19 protein-coding genes are annotated in these 23,060 nt (G+C 71.9%); 10 read left to right on the forward strand and 9 right to left on the reverse strand.

Annotated features, from left to right (window positions below):
* Positions 1-156 precede the first annotated feature (156 nt).
* Positions 157-1,740, reverse strand: a complete 1,584-nt coding sequence (locus ACFRFC_RS35090) for a hypothetical protein (protein ID WP_382681055.1) — start codon at positions 1,738-1,740, stop codon at positions 157-159.
* Between the two features lie 858 nt (positions 1,741-2,598).
* Between ACFRFC_RS35090 and ACFRFC_RS35095 the strand changes: the two genes are divergently transcribed.
* The 6 genes from ACFRFC_RS35095 to ACFRFC_RS35120 all read left to right on the forward strand — a co-directional run bounded on the left by ACFRFC_RS35095 (position 2,599) and on the right by ACFRFC_RS35120 (position 7,944).
* Positions 2,599-4,437 carry a phosphatidylglycerol lysyltransferase domain-containing protein gene (locus tag ACFRFC_RS35095; RefSeq protein ID WP_382681053.1) on the forward strand — a complete coding sequence of 613 codons (1,839 nt, stop codon included), beginning with the start codon at positions 2,599-2,601 and terminating at the stop codon, positions 4,435-4,437.
* 281 nt (positions 4,438-4,718) lie between these two features.
* Positions 4,719-5,612: a dihydropteroate synthase gene (gene folP, locus ACFRFC_RS35100; RefSeq protein ID WP_382681049.1), complete on the forward strand. Its 894-nt coding sequence runs from the start codon at positions 4,719-4,721 to the stop codon at positions 5,610-5,612.
* Positions 5,609-6,139: a nuclear transport factor 2 family protein gene (locus ACFRFC_RS35105; protein WP_382681047.1), complete on the forward strand. Its 531-nt coding sequence runs from the start codon at positions 5,609-5,611 to the stop codon at positions 6,137-6,139. Before folP ends, ACFRFC_RS35105 begins: the two co-directional genes overlap by 4 nt.
* Before the next feature lie 272 nt (positions 6,140-6,411).
* Positions 6,412-6,771, forward strand: a complete 360-nt coding sequence (folB, locus tag ACFRFC_RS35110) for a dihydroneopterin aldolase (RefSeq protein WP_382681045.1) — start codon at positions 6,412-6,414, stop codon at positions 6,769-6,771.
* Positions 6,768-7,376, forward strand: coding sequence for a 2-amino-4-hydroxy-6-hydroxymethyldihydropteridine diphosphokinase (gene folK / locus ACFRFC_RS35115; RefSeq protein ID WP_382681043.1), 609 nt, complete (start codon positions 6,768-6,770; stop codon positions 7,374-7,376). The genes folB and folK overlap by 4 nt, the downstream gene beginning before the upstream one ends.
* Before the next feature lie 73 nt (positions 7,377-7,449).
* Positions 7,450-7,944: a DUF3180 domain-containing protein gene (locus ACFRFC_RS35120; protein WP_382681041.1), complete on the forward strand. Its 495-nt coding sequence runs from the start codon at positions 7,450-7,452 to the stop codon at positions 7,942-7,944.
* 98 nt (positions 7,945-8,042) lie between these two features.
* Here the strand turns inward: ACFRFC_RS35120 and folE are convergent, their stop codons facing one another.
* The 6 genes from folE to dacB form a co-directional block, all read right to left on the reverse strand.
* Entirely contained in the window at positions 8,043-8,648 is a 606-nt protein-coding gene (gene folE, locus ACFRFC_RS35125; protein WP_382681039.1) for a GTP cyclohydrolase I FolE, read from the reverse strand.
* Between the two features lie 169 nt (positions 8,649-8,817).
* Positions 8,818-10,857 (reverse strand): ATP-dependent zinc metalloprotease FtsH, encoded by a 2,040-nt coding sequence (gene ftsH, locus ACFRFC_RS35130; protein ID WP_382681119.1) that lies wholly within the window; start codon positions 10,855-10,857, stop codon positions 8,818-8,820.
* A 268-nt stretch (positions 10,858-11,125) separates the two neighbouring features.
* Positions 11,126-11,686: a hypoxanthine phosphoribosyltransferase gene (gene hpt, locus ACFRFC_RS35135; protein ID WP_362766289.1), complete on the reverse strand. Its 561-nt coding sequence runs from the start codon at positions 11,684-11,686 to the stop codon at positions 11,126-11,128.
* Positions 11,687-11,751: 65 nt separating this feature from the next.
* The gene (gene tilS / locus ACFRFC_RS35140; RefSeq protein WP_382681038.1) at positions 11,752-12,894 is read right to left on the reverse strand and encodes a tRNA lysidine(34) synthetase TilS; all 1,143 of its coding nucleotides are present in this window, start codon (positions 12,892-12,894) and stop codon (positions 11,752-11,754) included.
* A 211-nt stretch (positions 12,895-13,105) separates the two neighbouring features.
* Complete coding sequence (locus tag ACFRFC_RS35145; RefSeq protein WP_382681036.1) at positions 13,106-14,239, reverse strand: zinc-dependent metalloprotease; 1,134 nt, start codon at positions 14,237-14,239, stop codon at positions 13,106-13,108.
* Positions 14,240-15,071: 832 nt separating this feature from the next.
* The gene (gene dacB, locus ACFRFC_RS35150) at positions 15,072-16,679 is read right to left on the reverse strand and encodes a D-alanyl-D-alanine carboxypeptidase/D-alanyl-D-alanine-endopeptidase (RefSeq protein ID WP_382681034.1); all 1,608 of its coding nucleotides are present in this window, start codon (positions 16,677-16,679) and stop codon (positions 15,072-15,074) included.
* Between the two features lie 79 nt (positions 16,680-16,758).
* Here dacB and ACFRFC_RS35155 point away from each other — a divergent pair, with 79 nt between their 5' ends.
* On the forward strand, positions 16,759-17,250 hold the full coding sequence (locus ACFRFC_RS35155) for an inorganic diphosphatase (protein WP_382681032.1): 492 nt from the start codon (positions 16,759-16,761) through the stop codon (positions 17,248-17,250).
* Between the two features lie 119 nt (positions 17,251-17,369).
* Positions 17,370-19,046, forward strand: a complete 1,677-nt coding sequence (locus ACFRFC_RS35160; protein ID WP_382681030.1) for a threonine/serine exporter ThrE family protein — start codon at positions 17,370-17,372, stop codon at positions 19,044-19,046.
* Between the two features lie 156 nt (positions 19,047-19,202).
* Here the strand turns inward: ACFRFC_RS35160 and ACFRFC_RS35165 are convergent, their stop codons facing one another.
* On the reverse strand, positions 19,203-20,159 hold the full coding sequence (locus ACFRFC_RS35165) for a DedA family protein (RefSeq protein ID WP_382681028.1): 957 nt from the start codon (positions 20,157-20,159) through the stop codon (positions 19,203-19,205).
* Between the two features lie 138 nt (positions 20,160-20,297).
* Here ACFRFC_RS35165 and ACFRFC_RS35170 point away from each other — a divergent pair, with 138 nt between their 5' ends.
* A complete protein-coding gene (locus ACFRFC_RS35170; protein WP_382681116.1) occupies positions 20,298-20,663 on the forward strand; it encodes a YbjQ family protein in 366 nt (121 codons plus the stop codon).
* A gap of 127 nt (positions 20,664-20,790) precedes the next feature.
* Here the strand turns inward: ACFRFC_RS35170 and ACFRFC_RS35175 are convergent, their stop codons facing one another.
* Positions 20,791-21,555 (reverse strand): MerR family transcriptional regulator, encoded by a 765-nt coding sequence (locus tag ACFRFC_RS35175; protein WP_382681026.1) that lies wholly within the window; start codon positions 21,553-21,555, stop codon positions 20,791-20,793.
* 168 nt (positions 21,556-21,723) lie between these two features.
* On the opposite strand from ACFRFC_RS35175, the gene ACFRFC_RS35180 reads away from it, so the two are divergent.
* Positions 21,724-23,037: an ion channel protein gene (locus tag ACFRFC_RS35180; RefSeq protein ID WP_383112683.1), complete on the forward strand. Its 1,314-nt coding sequence runs from the start codon at positions 21,724-21,726 to the stop codon at positions 23,035-23,037.
* Positions 23,038-23,060 lie beyond the last annotated feature (23 nt).

A 23,060-nucleotide genomic window follows, 5' to 3' on the forward strand; every position in this document is an offset into this window, starting at 1 on the left:
CAACCAGGTCTCGAAGGCCGACGTCACGCACACGCCCGAATTAACCAACAGCATCGCGTCGGGCGCCGGGCTCCACAGGAAGAAGGACGGGGGTACAGGTCCCAGACGGACAGACAGGCTGACGTACGGGCTGGCGTACGGGCTGACTTCGAGGTCTCAAGAGACCGCGCTGCGCAGCTCCTGTACGTCGATCTGCTCGGTCTCGTCGTGCGCGGTGAGGTCGATCACCGGGGCGTCGCTGCCGTCCGCCCGTTCCCCGGCCCGCTCGAACTTCCCCCCGGCCTGCGCCTTGCGCGCGTCGAGGGCTTCGTGGCCGACGACATCGGCGAGGTCCTCGTCCTGCACGGAGTGCTCCATGGCGATATCCACGGAGTCACCCCCCTCCTCGTCCTCCTGCTGCGTACCGAAGAAGTCGAAGCCGCCTTCCACCGACGGGCGCCGGGCGGGCGTGGGCGGTACGACGGCCACGGCGGTCGGGACGGTGAAGTGGCCGGTCGGCTGGTGCACCGGCAGGGCGGGCCGGGTCTCGGCGACCAGGGCGGCTTCGCTCTGCGCATGGGTCGTGGGCGAGGCGACCGCGTGCTCCCGCGCGTCGGCCGCCCCGTGCTTCCCCTGCGCCTCGTCCTCCCGCGCCGCCTCGGCACCACCAGCAGCGGCCACACCCGGCACCGACGCCTCGGCCCGAGCCGAACGGCTGCCCTGCGCAGGTACGGCGGCCCGCGCGGGCACCGGCGTTCCTACGGCGGGAGCGTCCACGGCAGGGGCGTCAACGGCAGGCACCTCCACGCCCGGCATCTCCGCGGCGGACGGTGCCTCCACGGCGCCGTCGATGTCGCTGCGGGCCTGCGCGCCGGAGTCCTGCGCCTCGGCCTCGTCCGTCGGGTCGCCGGGACCCCTGCCGTTCGGGTCCGGGTCGGTGGAGTCGGGGTCGGGGTCGGTCCCGGAGTCCCCGTCGGAGGCGTCGGCCTGCGCGACGGCGTCAAGGGCGGCGTCAGCGACGGCATCCTCAACGGCGACGCCCTCACCCTCCGCCAAAGCGTCCTTCCTCTGCTCAGGCTCCTGCCCGCGCTCCTGCCCGGGCTTCTCCAGCCGACCAAGCGCCACCCGCGCGCGGAGGAACAGTTGCGAGCCCTCGGGCGAGAAGAGCGCCGGCGTGTCGGACATCGCGTCGGCGGCGTCGGCCCCGGCCGCGTCCTCCGCCTTCCCCAGGCGCTCCGCCTTCCCCGGGTCCGCCGCCTTCCCCCGGTTCCCCGCCTCCCCCGAAGGCAGCGCGTCCGCCGGCTCACCCGCCTCTATCTCCAGCAGGCGGCGGCCCTCCAGGGCGGTCGCCCGCTCCGTCTCCGCCGTGGCGTACCGGCGCAGCAGCGCCGCGTGTTCGGTGCGCAGGCCCGTCAGTTCGGCCCGCTTGGCGCGCAGCCGCTGCTCCAGCTTGGCGCGCAGTTCGCGCGACTCGTCGAGGTCGGCCTCCAGTTCGGCGACGCGCTCCTCATGACGCCATTCCTCGCTCACGCGTACGCGCGTGAGGTCGGCCACCGCCTTGCCCGCCTGCGTGTCCCAGCGGCGCATGACGATCGCTCCGGCGACCGCCGTCAGCGCGGCCACCGCGGCCAGCCCGCGGAGCACCATGGTTTCCGAGAGCACCCAGGGACCGATCGCGCAGACCACGGCGACGCCGGCGATCACGGACGGGGGCAGCAGCCGGTGCAGGGGCGGGGAATGGCGATGACGTCCACGTGGCATGGCCAGAAACTTACCGCGCGTAGGGGAATCGTGGTGCGCCGGGCCGTAAAAACACAGCCACCCCGAAGCGTTCTCCGGGTTTCGATTCGGTATCGGGTGACACGGCCGTCCGGGAGTTCCGCAAGATCAACTCCTGGCGGTGCCGCATTCCCGGTCACGTGGAATGCCATTCCCCTTGATCCGACGGCTATTTGACACCTTCTCCGGCGATCGGGGACCTGCCCAATTCCCCAATCCCCCGCCGGCCACCGGGCATCCACGCACGCTCCAGGCTCGGTCCAAGCACGGCCCGCACCCGGCCCTCCGCACGCCCACAGCACCCACCCCGCGGCCCCGACACGCCGAGCGCGCCTGGGGATCGTACGCATAGGCACCTGAGCGACCGATCCGCTTGAACCACTGATCCGCTGATCCCCGCGGCCCCGCACTTTCGTGTCGCGATGCAGTCGCAGCACAGTCGCCGCGCAGTCGCCGCGCAGTCGCCATGCAGTCGTCCGAAGTCGCCCGAAGTAGACCAGGAGTCGCCCGGAACGGGGACGCGCGAAGGGCGGGTCGAATCACCGAGGAGACGGGCCACCGCCTGACCCCGACTCCCCGCATTCCCATTCCGCCCCCGACACCGACCGGCGCGAAGGCGGGCAACGGCCGGCAGGCGCCCCCGAGGCCGCCGATAGGGAGTCCCCAGGACTTGCCCCTGACTTTCCAAGACCTTTGAACCACCTTTGTACGCGGGAGTGAACCTCCCTCCCCACGTCACCGTCCTAGAGGGCGCAATGTGGCCGGATGCCCGAATCGGGACCGGCTCACGGACCTCTCGCGGCACCACGGGACGCGATGACTGTCAGGGAAGGTGGGGAAATGTCGGACAGGGCTGCGGAACGGTCCGGCGGGGCGCGGCGCCTGCCGCGCGGTCCGCGCCCCGAGTCGGTTCCCGTCCTCGTCGCCAGGGCCTGCGCGCTGGTGGGGCTGCTGGACGTCGCCGCGGGCGTGTTCCCGCGCTTCCGGCACAGCCGGATCCACACGCTCGCCGAGGTGCTGCCCGGCGCGCTGGGGCCGTTCGCGGCGGCGCTCTCGCTCAGCGCGGGCGTGCTGCTGCTGCTCCTCGCGCACGGCCTGCGGCGCCGCAAACGGCGGGCGTGGCGGGCGGCGGTGGCGCTGCTGCCGGTGGGCGCGGTGGCCCAGTTCGGCTACCGCCACTCGCTCATCGGCGTGGTGATCTCGCTGGCGCTGCTGTGGGCGCTGCTGCGCCACCGCGGCCAGTTCGTCGCGCTGCCCGACCCGCGCAGCCGCTGGCGGGCGCTCGCCAACTTCGTCCTCATGGGCGCCGGTTCGCTCGCCCTCGGCCTGGTGATCGTCAGCGTGCAGCACAGGCACATGGTCGGCGACCCCAGCCTGGCCGCCCGGCTCACCCACGTCCTGTACGGCCTGTTCGGCGTCCAGGGCCCGGTCGGCTACCGGGGCGGTGCGTCGTGGACCGTGGCCGCCTCCCTGGGCGCCCTGGGCCTGCTCACGGCCGTCACGACGATCTACCTCGCCCTCCGTCCCGAGCACCCGGCCGCGCGGCTCACCCAGGACGACGAACAGCGTCTGCGCGCCCTGCTGGCCCGGCACGGCGGACGGGACTCCCTGGGCCACTTCGCGCTGCGCCGCGACAAGGCCGTGGTGTTCTCCCCCAGCGGCAAGGCGGCCGTCACCTACCGGGTCGTGTCGGGCGTGATGCTCGCCGGCGGCGACCCGATCGGCGACGTGGAGGCGTGGCCCGGCGCCATCGAGCGCTTCATGGACGTGGCCCGCGCCCACTCCTGGACCCCGGCGGTCATGGGCTGCTCCGAGACCGGCGGCGAGGTGTGGACCCGCGAGACCGGTCTGGACGCGCTCGAACTGGGCGACGAGGCGGTGGTGGACGTGCCGGATTTCTCGCTCGCCGGCCGCGCGATGCGCAATGTGCGCCAGATGGCCGCACGCATCGAGCGCGCCGGCTACGAGACCCGGGTACGACGCGTGCGTGACCTCGGCGAGGCCGAGCTGGAACGGATCCGCCGCGCGGCCGACGACTGGCGCGGCACCGACACCGAGCGCGGCTTCTCCATGGCGCTGGGCCGGATCGGCGACCGGGCCGACGGGGACTGCCTGATCGCCACAGCGCACCGCGCGGAGGCGGCGCCCGGCCCGCACGGCGATCTCGCGGAGGCGGCGCCCGGCCCGTACGGCGATCTCAAGGCGGTCCTGCACTTCGTGCCCTGGGGCCCCGACGGCGTGTCGCTGGACCTGATGCGCCGGGACCGGGCGGCCGACCCCGGCATGAACGAACTGCTGATCGTCGCGGCGCTGCGGGCCGCCCCGAAATTCGGCATCGCGCGCGTGTCGCTCAATTTCGCGATGTTCCGCTCGGCGCTCGCGCGCGGCGAGAAGCTCGGCGCCGGGCCGGTGCTGCGCGCCTGGCGCGGGCTGCTGCTGTTTCTCTCACGCTGGTTCCAGATCGAGTCGCTGTACCGGTTCAACGCCAAGTTCCGGCCCCGCTGGGAGCCGCGTTTCATGGTCTACCGCACCTCCGCCGACCTCCCCCGCATCGGCCTCGCCGCGATGCGGGCCGAGGGCTTCGTGAACCTCGCCCCACCCCGCTTCCCGCGCCGCCGCACGACGCCCGCCCGCCCCTGCGCCCACGGCCCGGCGGAACGGGACGTACGACCGGCCTAGCCCAGAGCCTCCCCGTGGGACGCACGGCCGGCCCAGCCCAGCGCCTCCGCCTGGGACGTACGACCGGCCCAGCCCAGCGCCTCCGCCTGGAACGTGCGACCGGCCCAGCCCAACGCCTCCGCCTGGAACGCACGGCCAGCCCAGCCCAACGCCTCCGCCCCCACATCAGAAGGCACAGCCCACCCCGACCCACCCGATCCTCCGGGCCCCGCACACCCGCCTCCCGCCCCGTACCGCGCGGTGGCCGGGAGGCCGTCGGACTCGGGGCCTACGCTGAACGTATGAGCAAGCAGAGCGGACGCCGGAGTGTCGCGGGTCTCCCGTCATGGGACCGCTGCGCGGTCATGGGGGTGGTGAACGTGACGCCCGATTCCTTCTCCGACGGAGGCCGCTGGTTCGACACGACGACCGCCGTCAAGCACGGCCTCGACCTGGTCTCCGAGGGCGCCGACCTGGTCGACGTGGGCGGCGAGTCCACCCGGCCCGGCGCGACCCGCGTGGACGAGGCCGAGGAACTGCGCCGGGTCATCCCGGTCGTCCGCGGCCTGGCCGCCGAGGGCACGGTGATCTCCGTCGACACCATGCGCGCCTCCGTCGCCGAGCAGGCCCTCGCCGCCGGCGCGGCCCTGGTCAACGACGTCAGCGGCGGCCTCGCCGACCCGGCGATGGTCCCGGTCGTCGCCGCGGCGGGCGCCCCCTTCGTCGTCATGCACTGGCGCGGCTTCCTGGAGGGCGGCAACGTAAGAGGGTCCTATGACGACGTCGTCACCGAGGTCATCGAGGAACTGCACGCGCGCGTGCAGGCCGTTCTGGACGGCGGCATCGCCCCCGACCGCGTCATCGTCGACCCCGGCCTCGGCTTCTCCAAGGACGTCGAGCACGACCTGGCGCTCCTGGCCCGCCTCGACCGGCTGAACGCCCTGGGCCATCCGCTGCTCGTCGCCGCGTCCCGCAAACGGTTCCTGGGGCGGGTGCTGGCCGGGCCGCAGAGCGCGCCCCCGCCCGCGCGCGAGCGCGACGCCGCGACGGCCGCCGTCTCCGCGCTCGCGGCGCACGCCGGGGCATGGGCGGTGCGGGTGCACGAGGTACGCGCGACCGCCGACGCCGTACGCGTCGCGCGCGCCGTGGAAAACGCGCGCGAGCAGAGCGCGCACCCCAGCGAAGGAGCCAGGTGAGCGCCCCCCACACCGATGTCGAGCAGGTGGAAGCCGCCAACACCGCCTTCTACGAGGCGCTGGAACGCGGCGACTTCGAGGTGGTGTCCTCGCTCTGGCTCACCCCCTCCGACCTCGGCGTCGACGAGGAGTACCACGACCCGGCGGACACCGGGGTGATCTCCTGCGTGCACCCGGGCTGGCCGGTGCTCACAGGACGCGGCGAGGTTCTGCGCTCGTACGCGCTGATCATGGCGAACACGGACTACATCCAGTTCTTCCTCACGGACGTCCATGTGTCCGTCACCGGTGACACCGCCCTGGTGACCTGCACCGAGAACATCCTCAGCGGCGGCCCCGCGCCCGAGGAGGGCGGGGAGCTGGGCCCGCTGGTGGGGCAGCTGGTGGTGGCCACGAACGTGTTCCGCCGCACCACCGACGGCTGGAAGCTCTGGTCGCACCACGCCTCCCCGGTCCTGGCCGACAACGACGAGGACGACAACGACGACACACCCCCCTTGGACGACACACCCCCCTTGACCGAGTGAGCGATCCACGAGCCCCCCACCCACACACAGAGAACACCCCACCCCTCACACGAACCAAAACGTGGTTGGAATCACGTACCCCTGGGTAGGCGCGCCTCCCGACCGCCCACCGACCCCCATGACCGGCCCCCGCGGCCCGGCACTGTCAGTGCCCGCAGGTAGATTCGTTCGAGGCCGCCCGTCCGCCCGCACCCGGTACGGACCGGCCCTCACCGACGGACCGGCCCTCGCTCACAGACCGGCTCCCACCGACGATTGCAGGAGTGATTCGTGTGGATCGTGTCGCGCTGCGCGGCCTGAAGGCCCGAGGGCACCACGGCGTGTTCCCGAAGGAGCGCGAGGAGGGCCAGACCTTCATCGTGGACGTGGTCCTCGGCCTGGACACCCGCCCGGCCGCGGCCGACGACGACCTGACGAAGACCGTGCACTACGGCATCGTCGCCGAGGAGATCGTGGCCGTCGTCGAGGGCGAGCCCGTCAACCTCATCGAGACACTCGCCGAGCGCATCGCGCAGGTCTGTCTCAAGCACGAGGGGGTCCAGGAGGTCGAGGTCTGCGTCCACAAGCCGGACGCGCCGATCACGGTCCCCTTCGACGACGTGACCGTCACCCTCATCCGGAGCCGAGTATGAACGCATTCACCGGGGGCCAGAGCGACCCGACCGTACAGCCGGTGCCCGCCTCCGTCGTCGAGCGGGTCGACGCCGCCGACAGCACCCTCCAGAACCCCCGCCGCGCCGTGATCGCCCTGGGCTCGAACCTCGGCAACCGCCTGGAGACCCTCCAGGGCGCGATCGACGCACTGGAGGACACCCCGGGCGTACGCATCAAGGCGGTCTCGCCCGTGTACGAGACCGCGCCCTGGGGCGTCGAGCCCGGCAGCCAGCCGTCTTACTTCAACGCGGTCGTGGTGCTCAGGACCACCCTGCCGCCGTCGTCCCTGCTGGAGCGCGCCCACGCCGTCGAGGAGGCGTTCCACCGGGTCCGGGCCGAGCACTGGGGGCCGCGCACGCTCGACGTCGACATCGTCTCGTACGCCGATGTCGTCTCCGACGATCCCCAGCTCACCCTCCCCCACCCGCGCGCCCACGAACGCGCGTTCGTGCTCGCCCCCTGGCACGACGTGGACCCGGAGGCCCTGCTGCCCGGCCGGGGCCCGGTCGCCGCCCTCCTCGCCGATATCGGCCACGAGGGTGTCGCGGCCCGCACGGATCTGGAACTCCGGCTGCCCGAGTAGTCGTTAAGGTCAACACGACGGCAATGGCCGACGGCAAGGGGCCGTGCACCGGCCGGGGAGCTGAAGGGACACCGTGAGAGAGCTGCGCATCAGGCTGCTGGCCGGCGTATTCATCGTCGCCGGAGTGCTGTCCTGGGCAGGCGCCCGCCTGTGGAACTCGGTGAGCACGCTCCCCAGCGTCCCGCTCGCCGCCCCCATCGTCCTCGCGCTGATCGCGGCGGTCCTGATGTCCACCGCGCTCTCGCTGCGCGCCCGCCTCAAGGCACAGCGCGAGCGCGAGCCCGGCGCCAAGGGCGTCGACCCGCTGATGGCCGCCCGCGCGGTGGTCTTCGGCCAGGCCAGCGCCCTGGTGGCCGCCCTGGTCGCGGGTATGTACGGCGGTACGGGCGTCTTCCTGCTGGAGATACTGGACGTCCCGGCCCGCCGCGACCAGGCCATCTACGCCGGTTTCTCCGTCCTCGCGGGCATCGCCGTGATAGCGGCGGCCCTGTTCCTGGAGCACGTCTGCAAGCTCCCGGACGACGACGACCACGACTCCGACAACACGGGCGCGGCCCCGGCCGCCTGACGCCGGCCCACGAACGCCCCACGAACACCCCACAGGCGTCGCCGGGACGCCGGGACACACAGTCCCTCAGCCGAGCCCGCCCGGACGCAGCGGAGCCGTCAACGCGCCATGATCAAACTCATCGCCTCGTTGCGCGTGGCCGCGTCCCGCAGCTGCCCCCGCACCGCCGAGGTGATCGTCTTCGCGCCGGGCTTGCGGATCCCCCGCATCGACATGCACATGTGCTCGCACTCCACGACCACGATCACGCCCCGCGGCTCCAGGATGTCCATCAGCGAGTCCGCGACCTGCGTGGTGAGTCGTTCCTGCACCTGGGGCCGGCGGGCGTAGACATCCACCAGCCGGGCCAGCTTGGACAGCCCGGTGATCTTGCCGCTGGTGGACGGGATGTACCCGACATGGGCGACCCCCCGGAAGGGCACCAGATGGTGCTCGCAGGTCGAGTACACCTCGATGTCCTTCACCAGCACCATCTCGTCGTGCCCGAGGTCGAACGTCGTCGTCAGCACATCCTCCGGCCGCTGCCACAGCCCCGCGAAGATCTCCTTGTACGCCCGCGCCACCCGCGCCGGGGTCTCCATCAGACCCTCACGGTCCGGGTCCTCGCCGACCGCGATGAGGAGTTCGCGTACGGCGTTCTCCGCGCGCTTCTCGTCGAACTCGCCTATGGAGCTGTCGCCGTCCAGCGTCACGGGATCGGTCATGTCGTGCCTCGTTCCTGTGCGGGTCGCGCGGGGCCCACGCGCGTCTGTTCTAGGGGGCAATCCGGTCTCTGGGCAATCTGAATCTGCGGGCATATGGGGAAATGCCGCGCCCCCCAGGCTAGAACCTGGGGGGCGCGGCATCCATTCCGGGCCGGACACGGCCGATGGGTCAGCTGTCCGGTCGCTCCTCGGGGGCCGGTTCGGCCACCGGGGCGGGCTCGGTCGCGGTGGACTTCGCCGTGGTGATCGCCGGGGCCGCTCCGTTGGCGCCGTTCGTCAGGGCCAGCTCCTTGGGGGAGAGCACCGGCGGACGGGTGGACGGGGTGCGGCGGGAGGAGCCGGTCCAGGCCGGCCGCGGGGGACGCTTGACGATGGTGGCGAAGACCTCGGCGATCTCCTCCTTGCCGAGCGTCTCCCTCTCCAGCAGCGCCAGGACCAGGTTGTCGAGGACGTCGCGGTTCTCGACCAGGATCTCCCACGCCTCGTTATGGGCGTTCTCGATCAGCTTCTTGACTTCCTCGTCCACCAGGGCGGCGACCTCTTCCGAGTAGTCGCGCTGGTGACCCATCTCACGTCCGAGGAAGGGCTCGGTGTTGTCGCCACCGAACTTGATGGCGCCGAGCCGCTCGGTCATGCCGTACTGGGTGACCATCGCGCGGGCCGTGGTGGTGGCCTTCTCGATGTCGTTCGCGGCGCCCGTGGTCGGGTCGTGGAAGACCAGTTCCTCGGCCGCGCGACCGCCCAGCATGTAGGCGAGCTGGTCGAGCATCTCGTTGCGGGTGGTCGAGTACTTGTCCTCGTCCGGGAGCACCATCGTGTAACCCAGGGCACGGCCCCGGGACAGGATGGTGATCTTGTGGACCGGGTCGGAGTTCGGCGAGGCCGCCGCGACCAGGGCGTGACCGCCCTCGTGGTACGCGGTGATCTTCTTCTCCTTGTCCGACATGATCCGGGTCCGCTTCTGCGGGCCCGCGACCACCCGGTCGATCGCCTCGTCCAGCATGTGGTTGTCGATGAGCTTGCGGTCGCTGCGCGCCGTCAGGAGCGCCGCTTCGTTGAGCACGTTCGACAGGTCGGCGCCCGTGAAGCCCGGCGTACGGCGGGCGACGGCGGACAGATCGACGTCCGGGGCGACCGGCTTGCCCTTCTGGTGGACCTTGAGGATCTCCAGACGGCCCTGCATGTCCGGGCGGTCGACCGCGATCTGGCGGTCGAAGCGGCCGGGGCGCAGCAGCGCCGGGTCGAGGATGTCGGGCCGGTTGGTGGCGGCGATCAGGATCACACCGCCCTTGACGTCGAAGCCGTCCATCTCGACCAGCAGCTGGTTGAGGGTCTGCTCGCGCTCGTCGTGACCACCGCCGAGGCCGGCGCCGCGATGGCGGCCGACCGCGTCGATCTCGTCGACGAAGACGATCGCCGGGGCGTTCGCCTTGGCCTGCTCGAAGAGGTCACGGACCCGGGAGGCACCGACACCGACGAACATCTCGACGAAGTCGGACCCGGAGATCGAGTAGAAGGGCACGCCCGCCTCACCGGCGACGGCCCGCGCGAGCAGCGTCTTGCCGGTACCGGGCGGGCCGTACAGCAGCACGCCCTTGGGGATCTTGGCGCCCACGGCCTGGAACTTGGCCGGCTCCTGGAGGAACTCCTTGATCTCGTGGAGCTCCTCGACCGCCTCGTCCGAACCGGCGACGTCCGCGAAGGTCGTCTTCGGCGTGTCCTTGGTGATGAGCTTCGCCTTCGACTTCCCGAAGTTCATCACCCGGGAGCCGCCGCCCTGCATCTGATTCATCAGGAACAGGAAGACGACCACGATGAGGACGAAGGGGAGCAAGGACAGCAGGATGCCGACGAACGGGTTCTGCTTGGACGGCGAGACCGTATAGCCGTCGGGGATCTGCTTGTCCTGGTACTTGGTCTGCAAGGTATTGGCGAGGGTCACGCCCTGGTCGCCGATATAGCTGGCCTGGATCTTGGAGCTGCCCTCGATCTTCTGGCCGTCCTTGAGCGTGACCTTGATGGTCTGCTCGTCGCCGGTGGTCAGGCTGGCCGCTTTGACCTGGTTCTCGTTGATCGCCTGGACGACCTGGCCGGTGTCCACCGTCTTGTAGCCGCCGGACGAGCCGACGACCTGCATCAACACGACCACGGCAAGGACGGCCAGCACGATCCACATGACCGGCCCACGGAAGTATCGCTTCACGTCCATCCACACGGAGCGGTGCCGCCCCGTCCCTCCTGCCATAGTGAGTTTGATAAGACAGTTCTTCTGACGGTACCCCAGCATTGTGGCCCGAAGGCGCACGGGACTGCCGGTAATCCCGTCTACGCATGCTCCAACGGCGCGGAACCCGCTGGGGTTCCCGATTTCCTCGTACCCCTTGGTCCGTACGGTCTCGTACCCCTTGGTCCGTACGGTTCAGCGGCACCGGCCGCCCGCACGGCCCGGGGCCGGCCGCCCGCACGGCCCGGGGGTGTCAGCCGCCGTAGACGTGGGGCGCGAGCGTACCCACGAACGGGAGGTTGCGGTACTTCTCGGCGAAGTCGAGGCCGTAGCCGACGACGAATTCATTGGGGATGTCGAAGCCCACCCATTCGACGTCGATGGCGACCTTCGCCGCGTCGGGCTTGCGCAGCAGCGTGCACACCTTGAGCGACTCGGGCTCGCGCGAGCCTAGGTTGGACAGCAGCCAGGACAGGGTCAGGCCGGAGTCGATGATGTCCTCGACGATCAGGACGTGCCGGCCCTTGATGTCGGTGTCGAGGTCCTTGAGGATCCGCACGACACCGGAGGACTGGGTGCCCGCGCCGTAGGACGACACCGCCATCCAGTCCATGGTGACGGGGGTGGACAGCGCACGGGCGAGGTCGGCCATGACCATCACCGCGCCCTTGAGGACACCGACGAGGAGCAGGTCCTTGCCCGCGTACTCGGCGTCGATCTTGGCGGCCAGCTCGGTCAGCTTGGCGTCGATCTCTTCCTTGGTGATGAGCACCTGTTGGAGGTCGGCACCCATGTCTTTCGCGTCCACCCGCATCACTTTCGGTCGTCCAAGCGGCTGACCGTGCCCCCTCACCGGAGGGGGTCCGGAGGGGTGTCGGTTCAGCCTTGCCGAATGACCAGTCTGCCACCCTGCCGCTGGGCGGCGACCTTGCCCGGGAGGTTGATGGCCCCCTGACCGCGCCAGCCGGTGATCAGGCGGTCCATTTCCTCGATGTGACGCGCGAACAGCGAGCCCGCCGGGGCGCCCGCGTCGATGGCCGCGCGCCGCAGCACCCGGCGGCGGACGGCGGGCGGCAGGGCGTAGAGCTTGGCGCACTCCAGGAGCCCCGCGGAGTCCCGTACGGCGCTCTCGGCCTGGCGGGCCCAGGCGTCCAGGGCGTCGGCGTCGTCCCGGGACAGCTGGGCCGTGCGGGCCAGTGCCTCCACCACGCCCTTGCCGAGCGCCTTCTCCAGGGCGGGCAGGCCCTCGTGGCGCAGGCGGGAGCGGGTGTAGGCGGGGTCCGCGTTGTGCGGGTCGTCCCAGACCGGCAGGGACTGGACCATGCACGCCTTGCGGACGGTCTGCCGGTCGAGCTGGAGGAAGGGGCGCCGGTAGCGGCCGTCGGCCCCCGAGACCGCGGCCATACCGGACAGTGAGCGGATGCCGGAGCCGCGGGCGAGCCCCAGCAGGACGGTCTCGGCCTGGTCGTCGCGGGTGTGCCCGAGCAGGACCGCGGCGGCGCCCCGGCGGGCGGCGGCGGCGTCGAGCGCGGCGTAGCGGGCGTCGCGGGCGGCTGCCTCCGGGCCCACCCGCCGTCCGCCGCCACCCGCGTAGGCGGCGCCGTGCGCCGGGGTGCTGGATTCGCTGCCGATGGTGACGGTGGTGGACTCGACCGGGTCGAGGCCGAGTCCGCGCAGCCGCTGGACGACGTCGTCGGCGCGCGCGGCGGAGCCGGGCTGGAGTCCGTGGTCGACGGTGATGCCGCCGGCCCGGATGCCGAGGCGGGGGGCTTCGAAGGCGAGGGCGGAGGCGAGCGCCATGGAGTCGGCGCCGCCGGAACAGGCGACGAGCACGAGCGGGGTCGGCGGGCGCTCGTGCGAGGCGGCGGGGGCCGCGCCGGGGGGGCCGGCGTAGGCGGCGCCGGAGGACCGGGCGGAGAGCGTGCCGGTGAGGTCGGGGACGCGGCTGTGTTCGGTGAGGATGTCGTGGAGGACGCGGCGGACCGCCAGACGTATCGCCGCGACCGCAGGATGGGGACCCATGTCCGGTTCCCTTCATGAAGTTTTCGGGGGATGAGCCCGAGTTCGGTCACTCAGAGTGTGTAGATGGTGACAGAACCGAGGGGTTCCCCGAGCATTGCACGCCTGCCAGGGCCTCACGGTCCCTCGGACGGGTGATTGGAGGGGCGTTCGACTGCCGTCGGCCGGATCCGGTTCACCACGTCACGAGGGATTCACCTCGCGCACCCTCGTTTCACGACTCCGCCTTGCGGTGCACCCGCGCGATCCAGTCCGCCGGTTTGGCGATCTCCGCCTTGGTGGGCAGCGTGTTGGGGGAGGTCCACACGCGGTTGAAGCCGTCCATGCCGACCTCTTCCACGACCGCGCTGACGAACCGCTCGCCGTCCCGGTACTGCCGCAGCTTGGCGTCCAGGCCGAGCAGCTTGCGCAGCGCCAGGTCCAGGCGGGAGGCGCCCTTGGCGCGCCGCTGCTGGAACTTCTCGCGGATCTCCCCGACGGTCGGTACGACCTGCGGTCCCACCCCGTCCATCACGAAGTCGGCGTGGCCCTCCAGCAGCGACATCACCGCCGTCAGCCGCCCGAGGATCTCCCGCTGGCCCGGGGTCTGGACGATCTCCACGAGCGAGCGCCCGCCGTCGTCCTCCTCGCCCTCCGGACGGCCGCCGGCCAGCGACTGCGCGGCCTCCCGGATCCGCTCCAGCACGGTCATCGGATCGACCTCGGTCTCGCCGAGGAACGACTGGATTTCGCCCTGAAGGTGATCACGCAGCCAGGGCACGGCCGAGAACTGGGTGCGGTGGGTCTCCTCGTGCAGGCACACCCACAGCCGGAAGTCGTGCGGCTGTACGTCGAGTTCGCGCTCCACGTGGACGATGTTCGGGGCGACGAGCAGGAGGCGCCCGCCGCCGTTCGTACCGGCCGGGAGTTCGCGGGTGGCGGGGGCGAAGGTCTCGTACTGGCCGAGGACCCGGGACGACAGGAAGGACAGCAGCATGCCCAGCTCGACGCCGGTGACCTTGCCGCCGACCGCGCCGAGCACGGCACCGCCGGGGGTGCTGCCGCGGCGTTCCTGCATCTTGTCGAGGAGGGGTTTGAGGATCTCCCGGAACCCGGCGACGTTCGCCCGCACCCAGCCGGGGCGGTCGACCACCAGGACCGGGGTGTCATGGGTCTCCTCGGTCCCCATCCGGGTGAAGCCCCGGACGTGTTCCTCGGACGCTCTGGCATGGCGGCGAAGCTCCGCGACGACGGCCCGGGCCTCGTCACGGCTCACCTCGGGGCCCGGACGCACCAGCCGGGTCGCGGTCGCCACCGCGAGATTCCAGTCGACCATCCCAGAAGAAGCAGCACCACCGATGCTCGTCATGCGCTCAACGGTACGTGAGCGCTGCCGCTGGGGGCAGGCGTGAGGGTCGCCGGCCCCTGGGACCCGTCGTCCCACACCCCGGCGACGGCCGTCGCCCAACCGCCCCGGGGGCCCGTTTCCAGCCGTCGGCGTCCCCCGCCGGGGAGGCATCTGCGACCGCGCTCTCCTGCGGGACGTTCACCCACTGCGGCGGCACCCCGCGGTGCGACGGCCGGACCCGGCGTAGTGGCTGCGGCCCACCGCGCAAAAGAAAACAACGCGCCCGCGCGGCGGGTGCGAGCGAAGCGTGGCGGTCGGGCGGGCGGTCGGGCGGTCGGGCGGTCGGGCGGTCGGGCGGTCGGGCGGTCGGGCGGTCGGGCGGTCGGGCGAAGCGTGGCACGTGGCGGCACGCGGTACGGCGGTTGCCGCGCGGCAGATGACCGGCAGCGGCGACATGCCTCAGGGGGCGGCGCGCCGGGTCCCAGGCGGCGGTGCGGAGCGCGACGGGGGGCGGTACGGCGGAAGATCCGCGGCGGTCGTCGCATCCCCGGCCACCGCCCTGCGCGGCAGCGGCCCCCGGCGCCGGCGGCACCGGCGTCCGTGAGCGGCGTGGCCGGGGCCCTTCTGGCGGACCTCCGTGGGAGAAGGGGCGGCGGCGGTCGGTGCGTGCCGGGTGGCGCGACGCCGTGGGGATGCGGCGGATGGACCTGGGGTCGTTGGTCTTGGGCCCGGGGTCGTTGGTCTTGGGCCCGGGGTCGTTGGTCTTGGGCCCGGGGTCGTTCGTTGGATCTGGCCGGATCAGGGTGGGTGCCAGGGCCCGCCCGCGAGTGCGGCGTGATCCGAGCGGGCGGCCTCAGCGGCAGGCGCACGTCGCCAGGGCTGTCGCCGTTCTGTCGAGGGCCGTCTGGGCGGCGGTCGGGTCGGTGGTGTCGGAGGCCAGGAAGGCGAAGGCCAGGAGGCGGCCGCGGGCGTCGACGGCGGTGCCCGCGAGGGTGTTGACGCCGGTCAGGGTGCCGGTCTTGGCGCGTACGACGCCGGCGGCACCGGCCGCCGCATCGTCCGCGTAACGCGTGCTGAGCGTGCCGGTGAAGCCGGCCACCGGCAGGCCCGTGAGGGTGGCGCGGAGGTCGGGGTGGGCGGGGTCGGCGGCCTTGACGAGCAGGGCGGTGAGCAGGTCGGCGGTGAGCAGGTCGGCGCGGTCGAGGCCGCTGCCGTCCTTGAGGACGGCGCCGGTCACCGGCAGTCCCAGTTTCCGGAGCTGGGCCTCCATGGCCGTACCGGCGCCCGCGAAGTCGGCGCGTTCGCCGGAGGCGAGGGCGGTGTGCCGGGCGAGGGCCTCGGCGATGTCGTTGTCGCTGTTGGTGAGCATGCGTTCGACCAGTGTCGACAGGGGCGGGGAGGAGACCGTGGCCAGGATGTCCGCCCGGGACGTGGCCTTGGAGGGGCCGGGCGCGGTCGTCGTGATGCCCTGCTGTTCGAGGAACGCGGCGAAGGACCGGGTCGCCTCCGCCGCCGGGTCGGTGTGGCGGGGGGCCGGGCCGCTGGTCGAGTCGTCGGTGCGGGCCTCGTCCGCCATCAGGGGGGTGACCTCGGCGAGGTTGTCGTTGACGCCGATCGGGTGGAGCCCGTTCCCGGCGTACAGGGTGGTGTCGTACGACAGGGTGACCTCGGTGACCTTGCGTTTCTTCAGTTCCGCGGCGGTCTGCTCGGCGAGGGTGCGCAGGCTGGCCCAGCCCTCGGCGTCCTCGCGGGCGGTCAGCGTGGGGTCGCCGCCGCCGACGAGGACGAGTTCGCCGGTGTCGGGCTCGAAGGCGGCCCGGGTGGTGAGGCGGTGGTCGGCGCCGAGGGCGGACAGCGCGGCGACGGCGGTGGCGATCTTCGTGGTGGACGCCGGGGTGAGCGCCTCGCCGGAATCGAGCCCGTACAGCGGTTTGCCGGTGGCGACTTCGACGACCGAGGCGCCGCGGCGGTCCCCGAGCCCGGCGTCCGCGAGGAGCGGGTCGAGAATCTCGTCGAGGGTCTTGCCGCCGTTCGGGGCGGACTTCACCCCTCCGGCGGTGCCCGCGGCGGGGCCGAGCCCGGTGAGCACGGACCCGGCGCTGGGCGCGGGACGCGGCGCTTCGGCGGACGTATCGGAGTTACGACCGTGATCTGTGCCACCCGCAGCCGGCCCGGCGGCGGCCCGCTCCAGCTCCGCCGTACGCTGTCCGGTGGCGTCCCAGGGCCCGGCGGCGGTCACCGCACCGGCGGCCAGCACGAGCCCGAGGGCCGCCGCACCCGCCGTGTACCGCCAGGTCTTCACCGTGGTCACCAGCTCGACCTGCGGTTTCACGGCCCGCGCCCAGCGCGCGACCCGCGGCTTCGCGGCCAACGCCGCCCGTGCGAGCCGCGGCCGTACGGCATCCGCAAGCCGCTTCACCTGCGGTCTCGCCCGCCAGCGACTCTGTTCGGGCACGACCACCAGCCCCTTTCGCGATCACACACCTGCGTGAGGGACACTTAATCACCAGAAACGCGTGCTGATCATGGAGGAGCCACCGGTGGAGTTCGACGTCACGATCGAGATCCCGAAGGGTTCGCGCAACAAGTACGAGGTGGACCACGAGACCGGTCGTATCCGCTTGGACCGCCGACTCTTCACCTCGACCAGTTACCCGGCCGACTACGGCTTCGTGGAGAACACCCTCGGCGAGGACGGCGATCCGCTGGACGCGCTGGTCATCCTGGAGGAGCCGACGTTCCCCGGCTGCCTCATCAAGTGCCGTGCGATCGGCATGTTCCGGATGACCGACGAGGCCGGCGGCGACGACAAGCTGCTGTGTGTCCCGGCGTCCGACCCGCGGGTGGAGCATCTGCGCGACATCCACCACGTGTCGGAGTTCGACCGCCTGGAGATCCAGCACTTCTTCGAGGTCTACAAGGACCTGGAGCCCGGCAAGTCCGTCGAGGGCGCCAACTGGGTGGGCCGGACCGAGGCCGAGGTCGAGATCGAGCGGTCCTACAAGCGCTTCAAGGAGACGGGCGGCCACTGAGCCCCGCCCCACGCGACCGGGCCGTACGTGCCGCATCGAGCACGCGTACGGCCCTTTCGCGCGTCTGTGCGCATACTGTGGCCATCGGGACCGCAGTCGTACAGGGAGCGCTGCTGTAGGTGACGGGCGCGGAGGATCACCAGCCGCATTCGGACGAGGCGCGGGGCGTGCTCGATCCGGAGGTGACGAGCGAGTTCGCGATTCCGGCGGGCCTGGACGTGTCCAGGGCGGGCGGTGAGCCGGAGACCAGCTCCGAGTTCGCCGTGCCGAACGGGCTGGACGTGCCACCCGCCGCCCGGGCTTCCGCGGGCGAGCACGAGGGGTCGGCGTTCACGGCGCCGAGCGTCTACAGCGCCGGACAGGCGCCGCCCGTGCTCACCCCGCCGGGCGGGGTGCCGACGGTCAGTCTGACCAAGGACGCGCCCTGGCAGGACCGGATGCGCACCATGCTGCGCATGCCGGTGGCCGAGCGGCCCGCGCCGGAGGCGGTGCACAAGCCGGACGAGACCGGTCCGGCCGTACCGCGCGTGCTCGATCTGACCCTGCGCATCGGCGAACTGCTGCTGGCGGGCGGCGAGGGCGCGGAGGACGTGGAGGCGGCGATGTTCGCCGTCTGCCGCTCCTACGGCCTCGACCGCTGCGAGCCGACGGTCACCTTCACCCTGCTGTCCATCTCGCATCAGCCGTCCCTCGTGGACGACCCGGTGACGGCGTCGCGGACCGTGCGGCGCCGCGCGACCGACTACACCCGGCTGGCGGCCGTGTTCCGGCTGGTGGACGACCTCAGCGACCCCGCGAGCCATCTCTCCCTGGAGGAGGCGTACCGGCGGCTCGCCGAGATCCGCCGCAACCGGCACCCGTACCCGACCTGGGTGCTGACGCTGGCCAGCGGGCTGCTCGCCGGGGCGGCGTCGCTGCTGGTCGGCGGTGACGTCCTGGTCTTCTTCGCGGCGGCGGTCGGCGCGATGCTGGGCGACCGGCTGGCGTGGTGGTGCGCCGGGCGGGGGCTGCCGGAGTTCTATCAGTTCGTGGTCGCCGCGATGCCGCCCGCCGCGATGGGGGTCGCGCTGACCGTGGCCCACATCGACGTCCGGGCGTCCGCCGTGATCACCGGTGGGCTGTTCGCGCTGCTGCCGGGGCGGGCGCTGGTCGCGGGCGTGCAGGACGGGCTGACCGGCTTCTACATCACCGCCGCGGCCCGGCTGCTGGAGGTCATGTACCTGTTCGTCGGGATCGTCGTCGGTGTGCTGGTGGTGCTGTACTTCGGCGTCCAGCTGGGCGCCGCGCTGAACCCGGACGCGGCCCTGCTGTTCGCCGAACGGCCGGGACTGCAGATCGGCGCGTCGATGCTGCTGTCCCTGACCTTCGCGGTCCTGCTCCAGCAGGAACGATCCACCGTGCTCGCCGTGACCCTCAACGGCGGGGTCGCCTGGTCGGTGTACGGCGCCATGCACTACGCGGGTGATCTGTCGCCGGTCGCCTCCACCGCCGTCGCGGCGGGGCTGGTGGGGCTGTTCGGGCAGTTGCTGTCCCGGTACCGGTACGCGTCGGCGCTGCCGTACACCACCGCCGCGATCGGGCCCCTGCTGCCGGGTTCCGCCACCTACTTCGGTGTGCTGTCGATCGCTCAGAACGAGGTCAGCGCCGGGCTCAGCTCGCTGACGAAGGCCGCGGCGCTCGCGATGGCCATCGCCATCGGGGTGAATCTGGGGGCGGAGATCTCCCGGCTGGCCCTGCGCGTACCGGGCGGTTCCGCCGGGGGACGGCGGGCGGCGAAGCGGACGCGAGGGTTCTGAGGGGGCGCCCCACTGGGCGGGGGTTCTGAGGGGAGCGCCCCACCGGGCGAGGGGGCTGGGGGGGCGCCTCAGCGGGGCGGGGGGATCGGCCGGGTGTCGACCGCGGGTTCGTCGTGGTCGCTCGCGCAGTTCCCCGCGCCCCTTGGCGGCGTCGGGTCAGCCCTGGTTGTAGGGGTACTGGCCGGACTGCTGCGGGTAGTTCTGGGGGTACGGCTGCTGCTGCGGCTGCTGCTGCGGGGCGTACGGCTGCTGCGGCTGGCCGTAGTACTGGTCGTGCTGCTGCTGGTCGTAGCCCTGGGGGTACTGCTGCTGCGGGGGCTGCTGCTGGGGGTAGCCCTGGTTGCCCTGCGGGGCCTGGGGGTGGGCCTGGGGCTGGGGGTCCGTCGGGGGGATGCGGCGGAGCTGCGTCGTGGCGTCGTCCATCGCCGGGGGCTGCTGGGCATAGGGGTACGGCTGCTGCTGGTGGTGCTGGGCGGCGGGCTCGGGGTTGTTCTTCTTCTGCTTCCGGGCGCGCAGCACCTCGAAGATGATCGGCAGGACCGAGATCAGGACGATCAGGATCAGGATCGCCTCGATGTTCGCCTTGACGAAGGCGATGTTGCCGAGCCAGGAGCCGAGGAAGGTCACCCCGGCGCCCCAGAGGACACCGCCGACCACGTTGAAGATCAGGAACGTGCGGTACCGCATCCCGCTGACGCCCGCGATGATCGGCGTGAACGTCCGCACGATCGGCACGAAGCGGGCCAGGACCAGGGACTTCGGGCCGTGCTTCTCGAAGAACTCATGCGCCTTCGTCACATTCTCCTGCTTGAACAAGCGGGAGTCCGGACGGGTGAACAGCGCCGGGCCGACCTTCTTACCGAACATATAACCCACCTGGTCGCCGACGACCGCGGCGACGACGATGAGCGCGATCGCGCCCCACAGCGGGAAGTCCAGCTGACCCGAGGTGATCAGCAGACCCGCCGTGAAGAGCAGGGAGTCACCCGGCAGGAAGAACCCGATGAGCAGGCCCGATTCGGCGAAGACGATCAGGAGCAGGCCCCAGATGCCGAAGTTGTCGAGCAGGGTGTTCGGATCGAGCCAGCTCGGTCCGAGGGCAAGCGTCGTCACGGTTCCTGGCTCCTGAGGGGTGATGAGAACTACGGCGTCCGTACGGGCGGACAAAGCTATCAACGCTGTGTGTCCGCCCCAGGTTCCACCCGTGTCTCCAGGATGCACTGTGCGCCGATGGGGACCAAGCTGTGGGGCATGGGCGTGGAGGAGTACGGCGGCGGGCAGGGACCCGAGCCCGAGGTACTGGTCGTGACGACGAACGACGTACCCGGCTACCGCGTGGAAAAGGTGATCGGTGAGGTCTTCGGCCTGACCGTGCGCTCCCGGCATCTGGGGAGCCAGCTCGGCGCCGGGCTGAAGTCGCTGGTCGGCGGCGAGCTGCGCGGGCTGACCAAGACGCTCGTGCAGACCCGTAACCAGGCCATGGAGCGACTCGTGGAACAGGCCCGCGCACGCGGCGCCAACGGGGTGCTGATGTTCCGCTTCGACGTCAGCGAAGCCGCCGACGTCGGCACGGAGGTGTGCGCCTACGGCACCGCGGTCGTCCTCGTCCGGGAGTGACCGCCTCCCGACGTGACGAGGAACACGACCGCGGTGCGCGGGGCGGTGCGGCGGCGGATGCCGAGTCTGTGCGGCGGACGCCACCAGCGGGCGGGCCGTGGACGTGCCCGTCGTGCGACCCGGCGGATCAGGCGGCGGCGTGCCGGGCCGCGTTGGCGTTGATCGCGTCCCGCAGATAGGCCGCGAGGCCCGTGCGGATCTTGTCGTAGTTCGCCGTGAACCGGGCGTCGGCCACATACATCTCGCCGAGCCCGGTGTGCATCTCGTACGGGCACGCGTAGTGCGAGCGTGAGATGTACTGCCGGTGCTCCTCGGCGACATCCATGGCCGCCGCGGAGTCGGCGGGGGTGCCGGCCGTCATCAGGTCGGCCATCCGCCGGTGGATCGCGTCGAACTCCTCGCCGAGCCGCTTCCAGTCCTCCTTGGTGTAGGAGGCGGAACGGCGCTGCGACTCGCGGTAGGCGTCGGTGTCGCCCCAGCGCTGCCGCACCTCCTCCTCGTACTGGTCCGGGTCGTGGTCCCCGAACACCTCGAACTTCTCCTCGGGCGTGAGATCGATTCCCATCTTGCGTGCCTCCATGGCGTGCTCCACGGCCGCCGCCATCTCCTTCAGCTTCTCGATCCGGGCGGTCAGCAATTCGTGCTGGCGGCGCAGATGCGCGCGCGGGTCCGCTTCCGGGTCGTCGAGCAGGGCGGCGACCTCGTCGAGCGGGAAGCCCAGCTCCCGGTAGAACAGGATCTGCTGCAACCGGTCGAGGTCGCCGTCGCCGTAACGCCGGTGCCCCGCGTGGCTGCGCTCGCTCGGGGCGAGCAGGCCGATGTCGTCGTAGTGGTGCAGCGTGCGCACGGTGACCCCGGCGAATCCGGCGACCTGTCCAACGGAGTAGCTCACTTCCGCGCTCCTTCCTCGGTACGCCCACCACGCTCCCCCCTCACGCCACGTGAGGTGCAAGTCCGATTCTCCGGGGAGGAGGGGTGATCCGCCGGGGAGGGGAGCGGGGGGCCGGTGAGGGGAGGAGAGCGTCGGCGGGGGTGGTGTCGGGCCGCGCTGTGGGGCGGTATGCGCCGTTCGCCCGTTTATCGTGTGGCGGTGGCTCACGACATCTCGGCGTCGGCGCCGAGCACACCGGCGACCCCGGCCCGCGCGCTGCTGCCGCTGGTCCTTCCCGCCCTGGTCGTGGGCGTGGGCGCGAGCCTGCTCCTCGTCGGGGTCAGCTCGCTCGCCGAAGCCCTTCAGCATGTGCTGTGGAACAACCTCCCCGACGCCCTCGGCGTGGGCCGCTACTCCGTGCTCTGGATGCTGGTCGTGCTCACCGGGACCGGCATCCTCGCCGGGCTGGTGGTGTGGAAGGTGCCCGGACACGCCGGCCCCGACCCGGCCATGACCGGCCTCGACGCCCCTGTGATGCCGCCCGTCGTCCTGCCCGGTCTGCTGATCGCCACCGCCCTGACGCTGGCCGGTGGCCCCAGCCTCGGCCCCGAGAACCCGATCATCGCCGTCAACGTCGGCCTCGCCTTCTGGCTGGGCCACCGCCTGGTGCCCGCCCTGCCCGGCGCGACCTGGCCGATGCTGGCCGAGGCCGCGACGATCGGCGCCCTGTTCGGCACCCCGGTCGCCGCCGCGCTGGTCATCTCCGAGGCACTGGCCGGACGGCAGGTCAGGGGGAAGCTCTGGGACAACGTCTTCGCGCCCCTGGTCGCCGCCGCCGCGGGTGCCCTGACGGCCACTCTGGTGGCCCACCCCAGCTTCGATCTGCATCTGCCGCCGTTCAGCCGCCCCGGCTGGTCCGATCTGCTGGCCTGCGTCGTCATCGCCTCCCTCGCCGCCCTCCTCGGCATGTGCGCGGTGTACGCCTTCCCGTACGTCCACGGCGCCTTCTTCCGGCTGCGCCACCCCCTGCTGATCCTGCCCGCCGGTGGGCTCGTCCTGGGTCTGCTCGGGGCCCTGGGCGGCCAACTGACGCTCTTCAAGGGGCTGGACGAGGTGGCGGAACTCGCCCATGACCCGGACGGCTGGTCGGCCGGCCAGTTCGCCGGGATGGCCGTGGTGAAACTGGCCGCCCTGCTGGTCGCCGCGTCCAGCGGGTTCCGCGGCGGGCGGATCTTCCCGGCCGTCTTCGTCGGTTCCGCGTTCGGGCTGGCCGCCCATGCCCTGATCCCCGGTGTGGACCCCTCGGTCGGCGTCTCCGCCGGTGTGCTCGGCATCCTGCTGGCGATCACCCGGCAGGGCTGGGTCAGCCTCTTCACCGCCGCCGTCCTTGTCGCTTCCCCCGCCATCCTGTCCCTCCTGTGCATCGCCTCCCTCCCCGCCTGGCTCCTGGTCACCGGCCGCCCCCAGATGCAACTGAAGGAGGACGGCTCCGCCGTACGGTGACGCTCCGCGGTGCCTGGCCCCGC

The sequence above is a fragment of the Streptomyces sp. NPDC056734 genome, assembly GCF_042790455.1.
In the GTDB taxonomy this organism is placed as follows: Bacteria; Actinomycetota; Actinomycetes; order Streptomycetales; family Streptomycetaceae; genus Streptomyces.

Excerpts from the sequence above, each read along its gene's own strand:
- ACFRFC_RS35090 (WP_382681055.1), bottom strand. The coding sequence starts at position 1,740 with ATGCCACGTGGACGTCATCGCCATTCCCCGCCCCTGCACCGGCTGCTG.
- ACFRFC_RS35095 (WP_382681053.1), top strand. The coding sequence starts at position 2,599 with ATGTCGGACAGGGCTGCGGAACGGTCCGGCGGGGCGCGGCGCCTGCCG.
- folP (WP_382681049.1), top strand. The coding sequence starts at position 4,719 with ATGAGCAAGCAGAGCGGACGCCGGAGTGTCGCGGGTCTCCCGTCATGG.
- folK (WP_382681043.1), top strand. The coding sequence starts at position 6,768 with ATGAACGCATTCACCGGGGGCCAGAGCGACCCGACCGTACAGCCGGTG.
- folE (WP_382681039.1), bottom strand. The coding sequence starts at position 8,648 with ATGACCGATCCCGTGACGCTGGACGGCGACAGCTCCATAGGCGAGTTC.
- ftsH (WP_382681119.1), bottom strand. The coding sequence starts at position 10,857 with ATGGACGTGAAGCGATACTTCCGTGGGCCGGTCATGTGGATCGTGCTG.
- hpt (WP_362766289.1), bottom strand. The coding sequence starts at position 11,686 with ATGCGGGTGGACGCGAAAGACATGGGTGCCGACCTCCAACAGGTGCTC.
- tilS (WP_382681038.1), bottom strand. The coding sequence starts at position 12,894 with ATGGGTCCCCATCCTGCGGTCGCGGCGATACGTCTGGCGGTCCGCCGC.
- ACFRFC_RS35145 (WP_382681036.1), bottom strand. The coding sequence starts at position 14,239 with ATGACGAGCATCGGTGGTGCTGCTTCTTCTGGGATGGTCGACTGGAAT.
- ACFRFC_RS35170 (WP_382681116.1), top strand. The coding sequence starts at position 20,298 with ATGGGCGTGGAGGAGTACGGCGGCGGGCAGGGACCCGAGCCCGAGGTA.
- ACFRFC_RS35180 (WP_383112683.1), top strand. The coding sequence starts at position 21,724 with ATGCGCCGTTCGCCCGTTTATCGTGTGGCGGTGGCTCACGACATCTCG.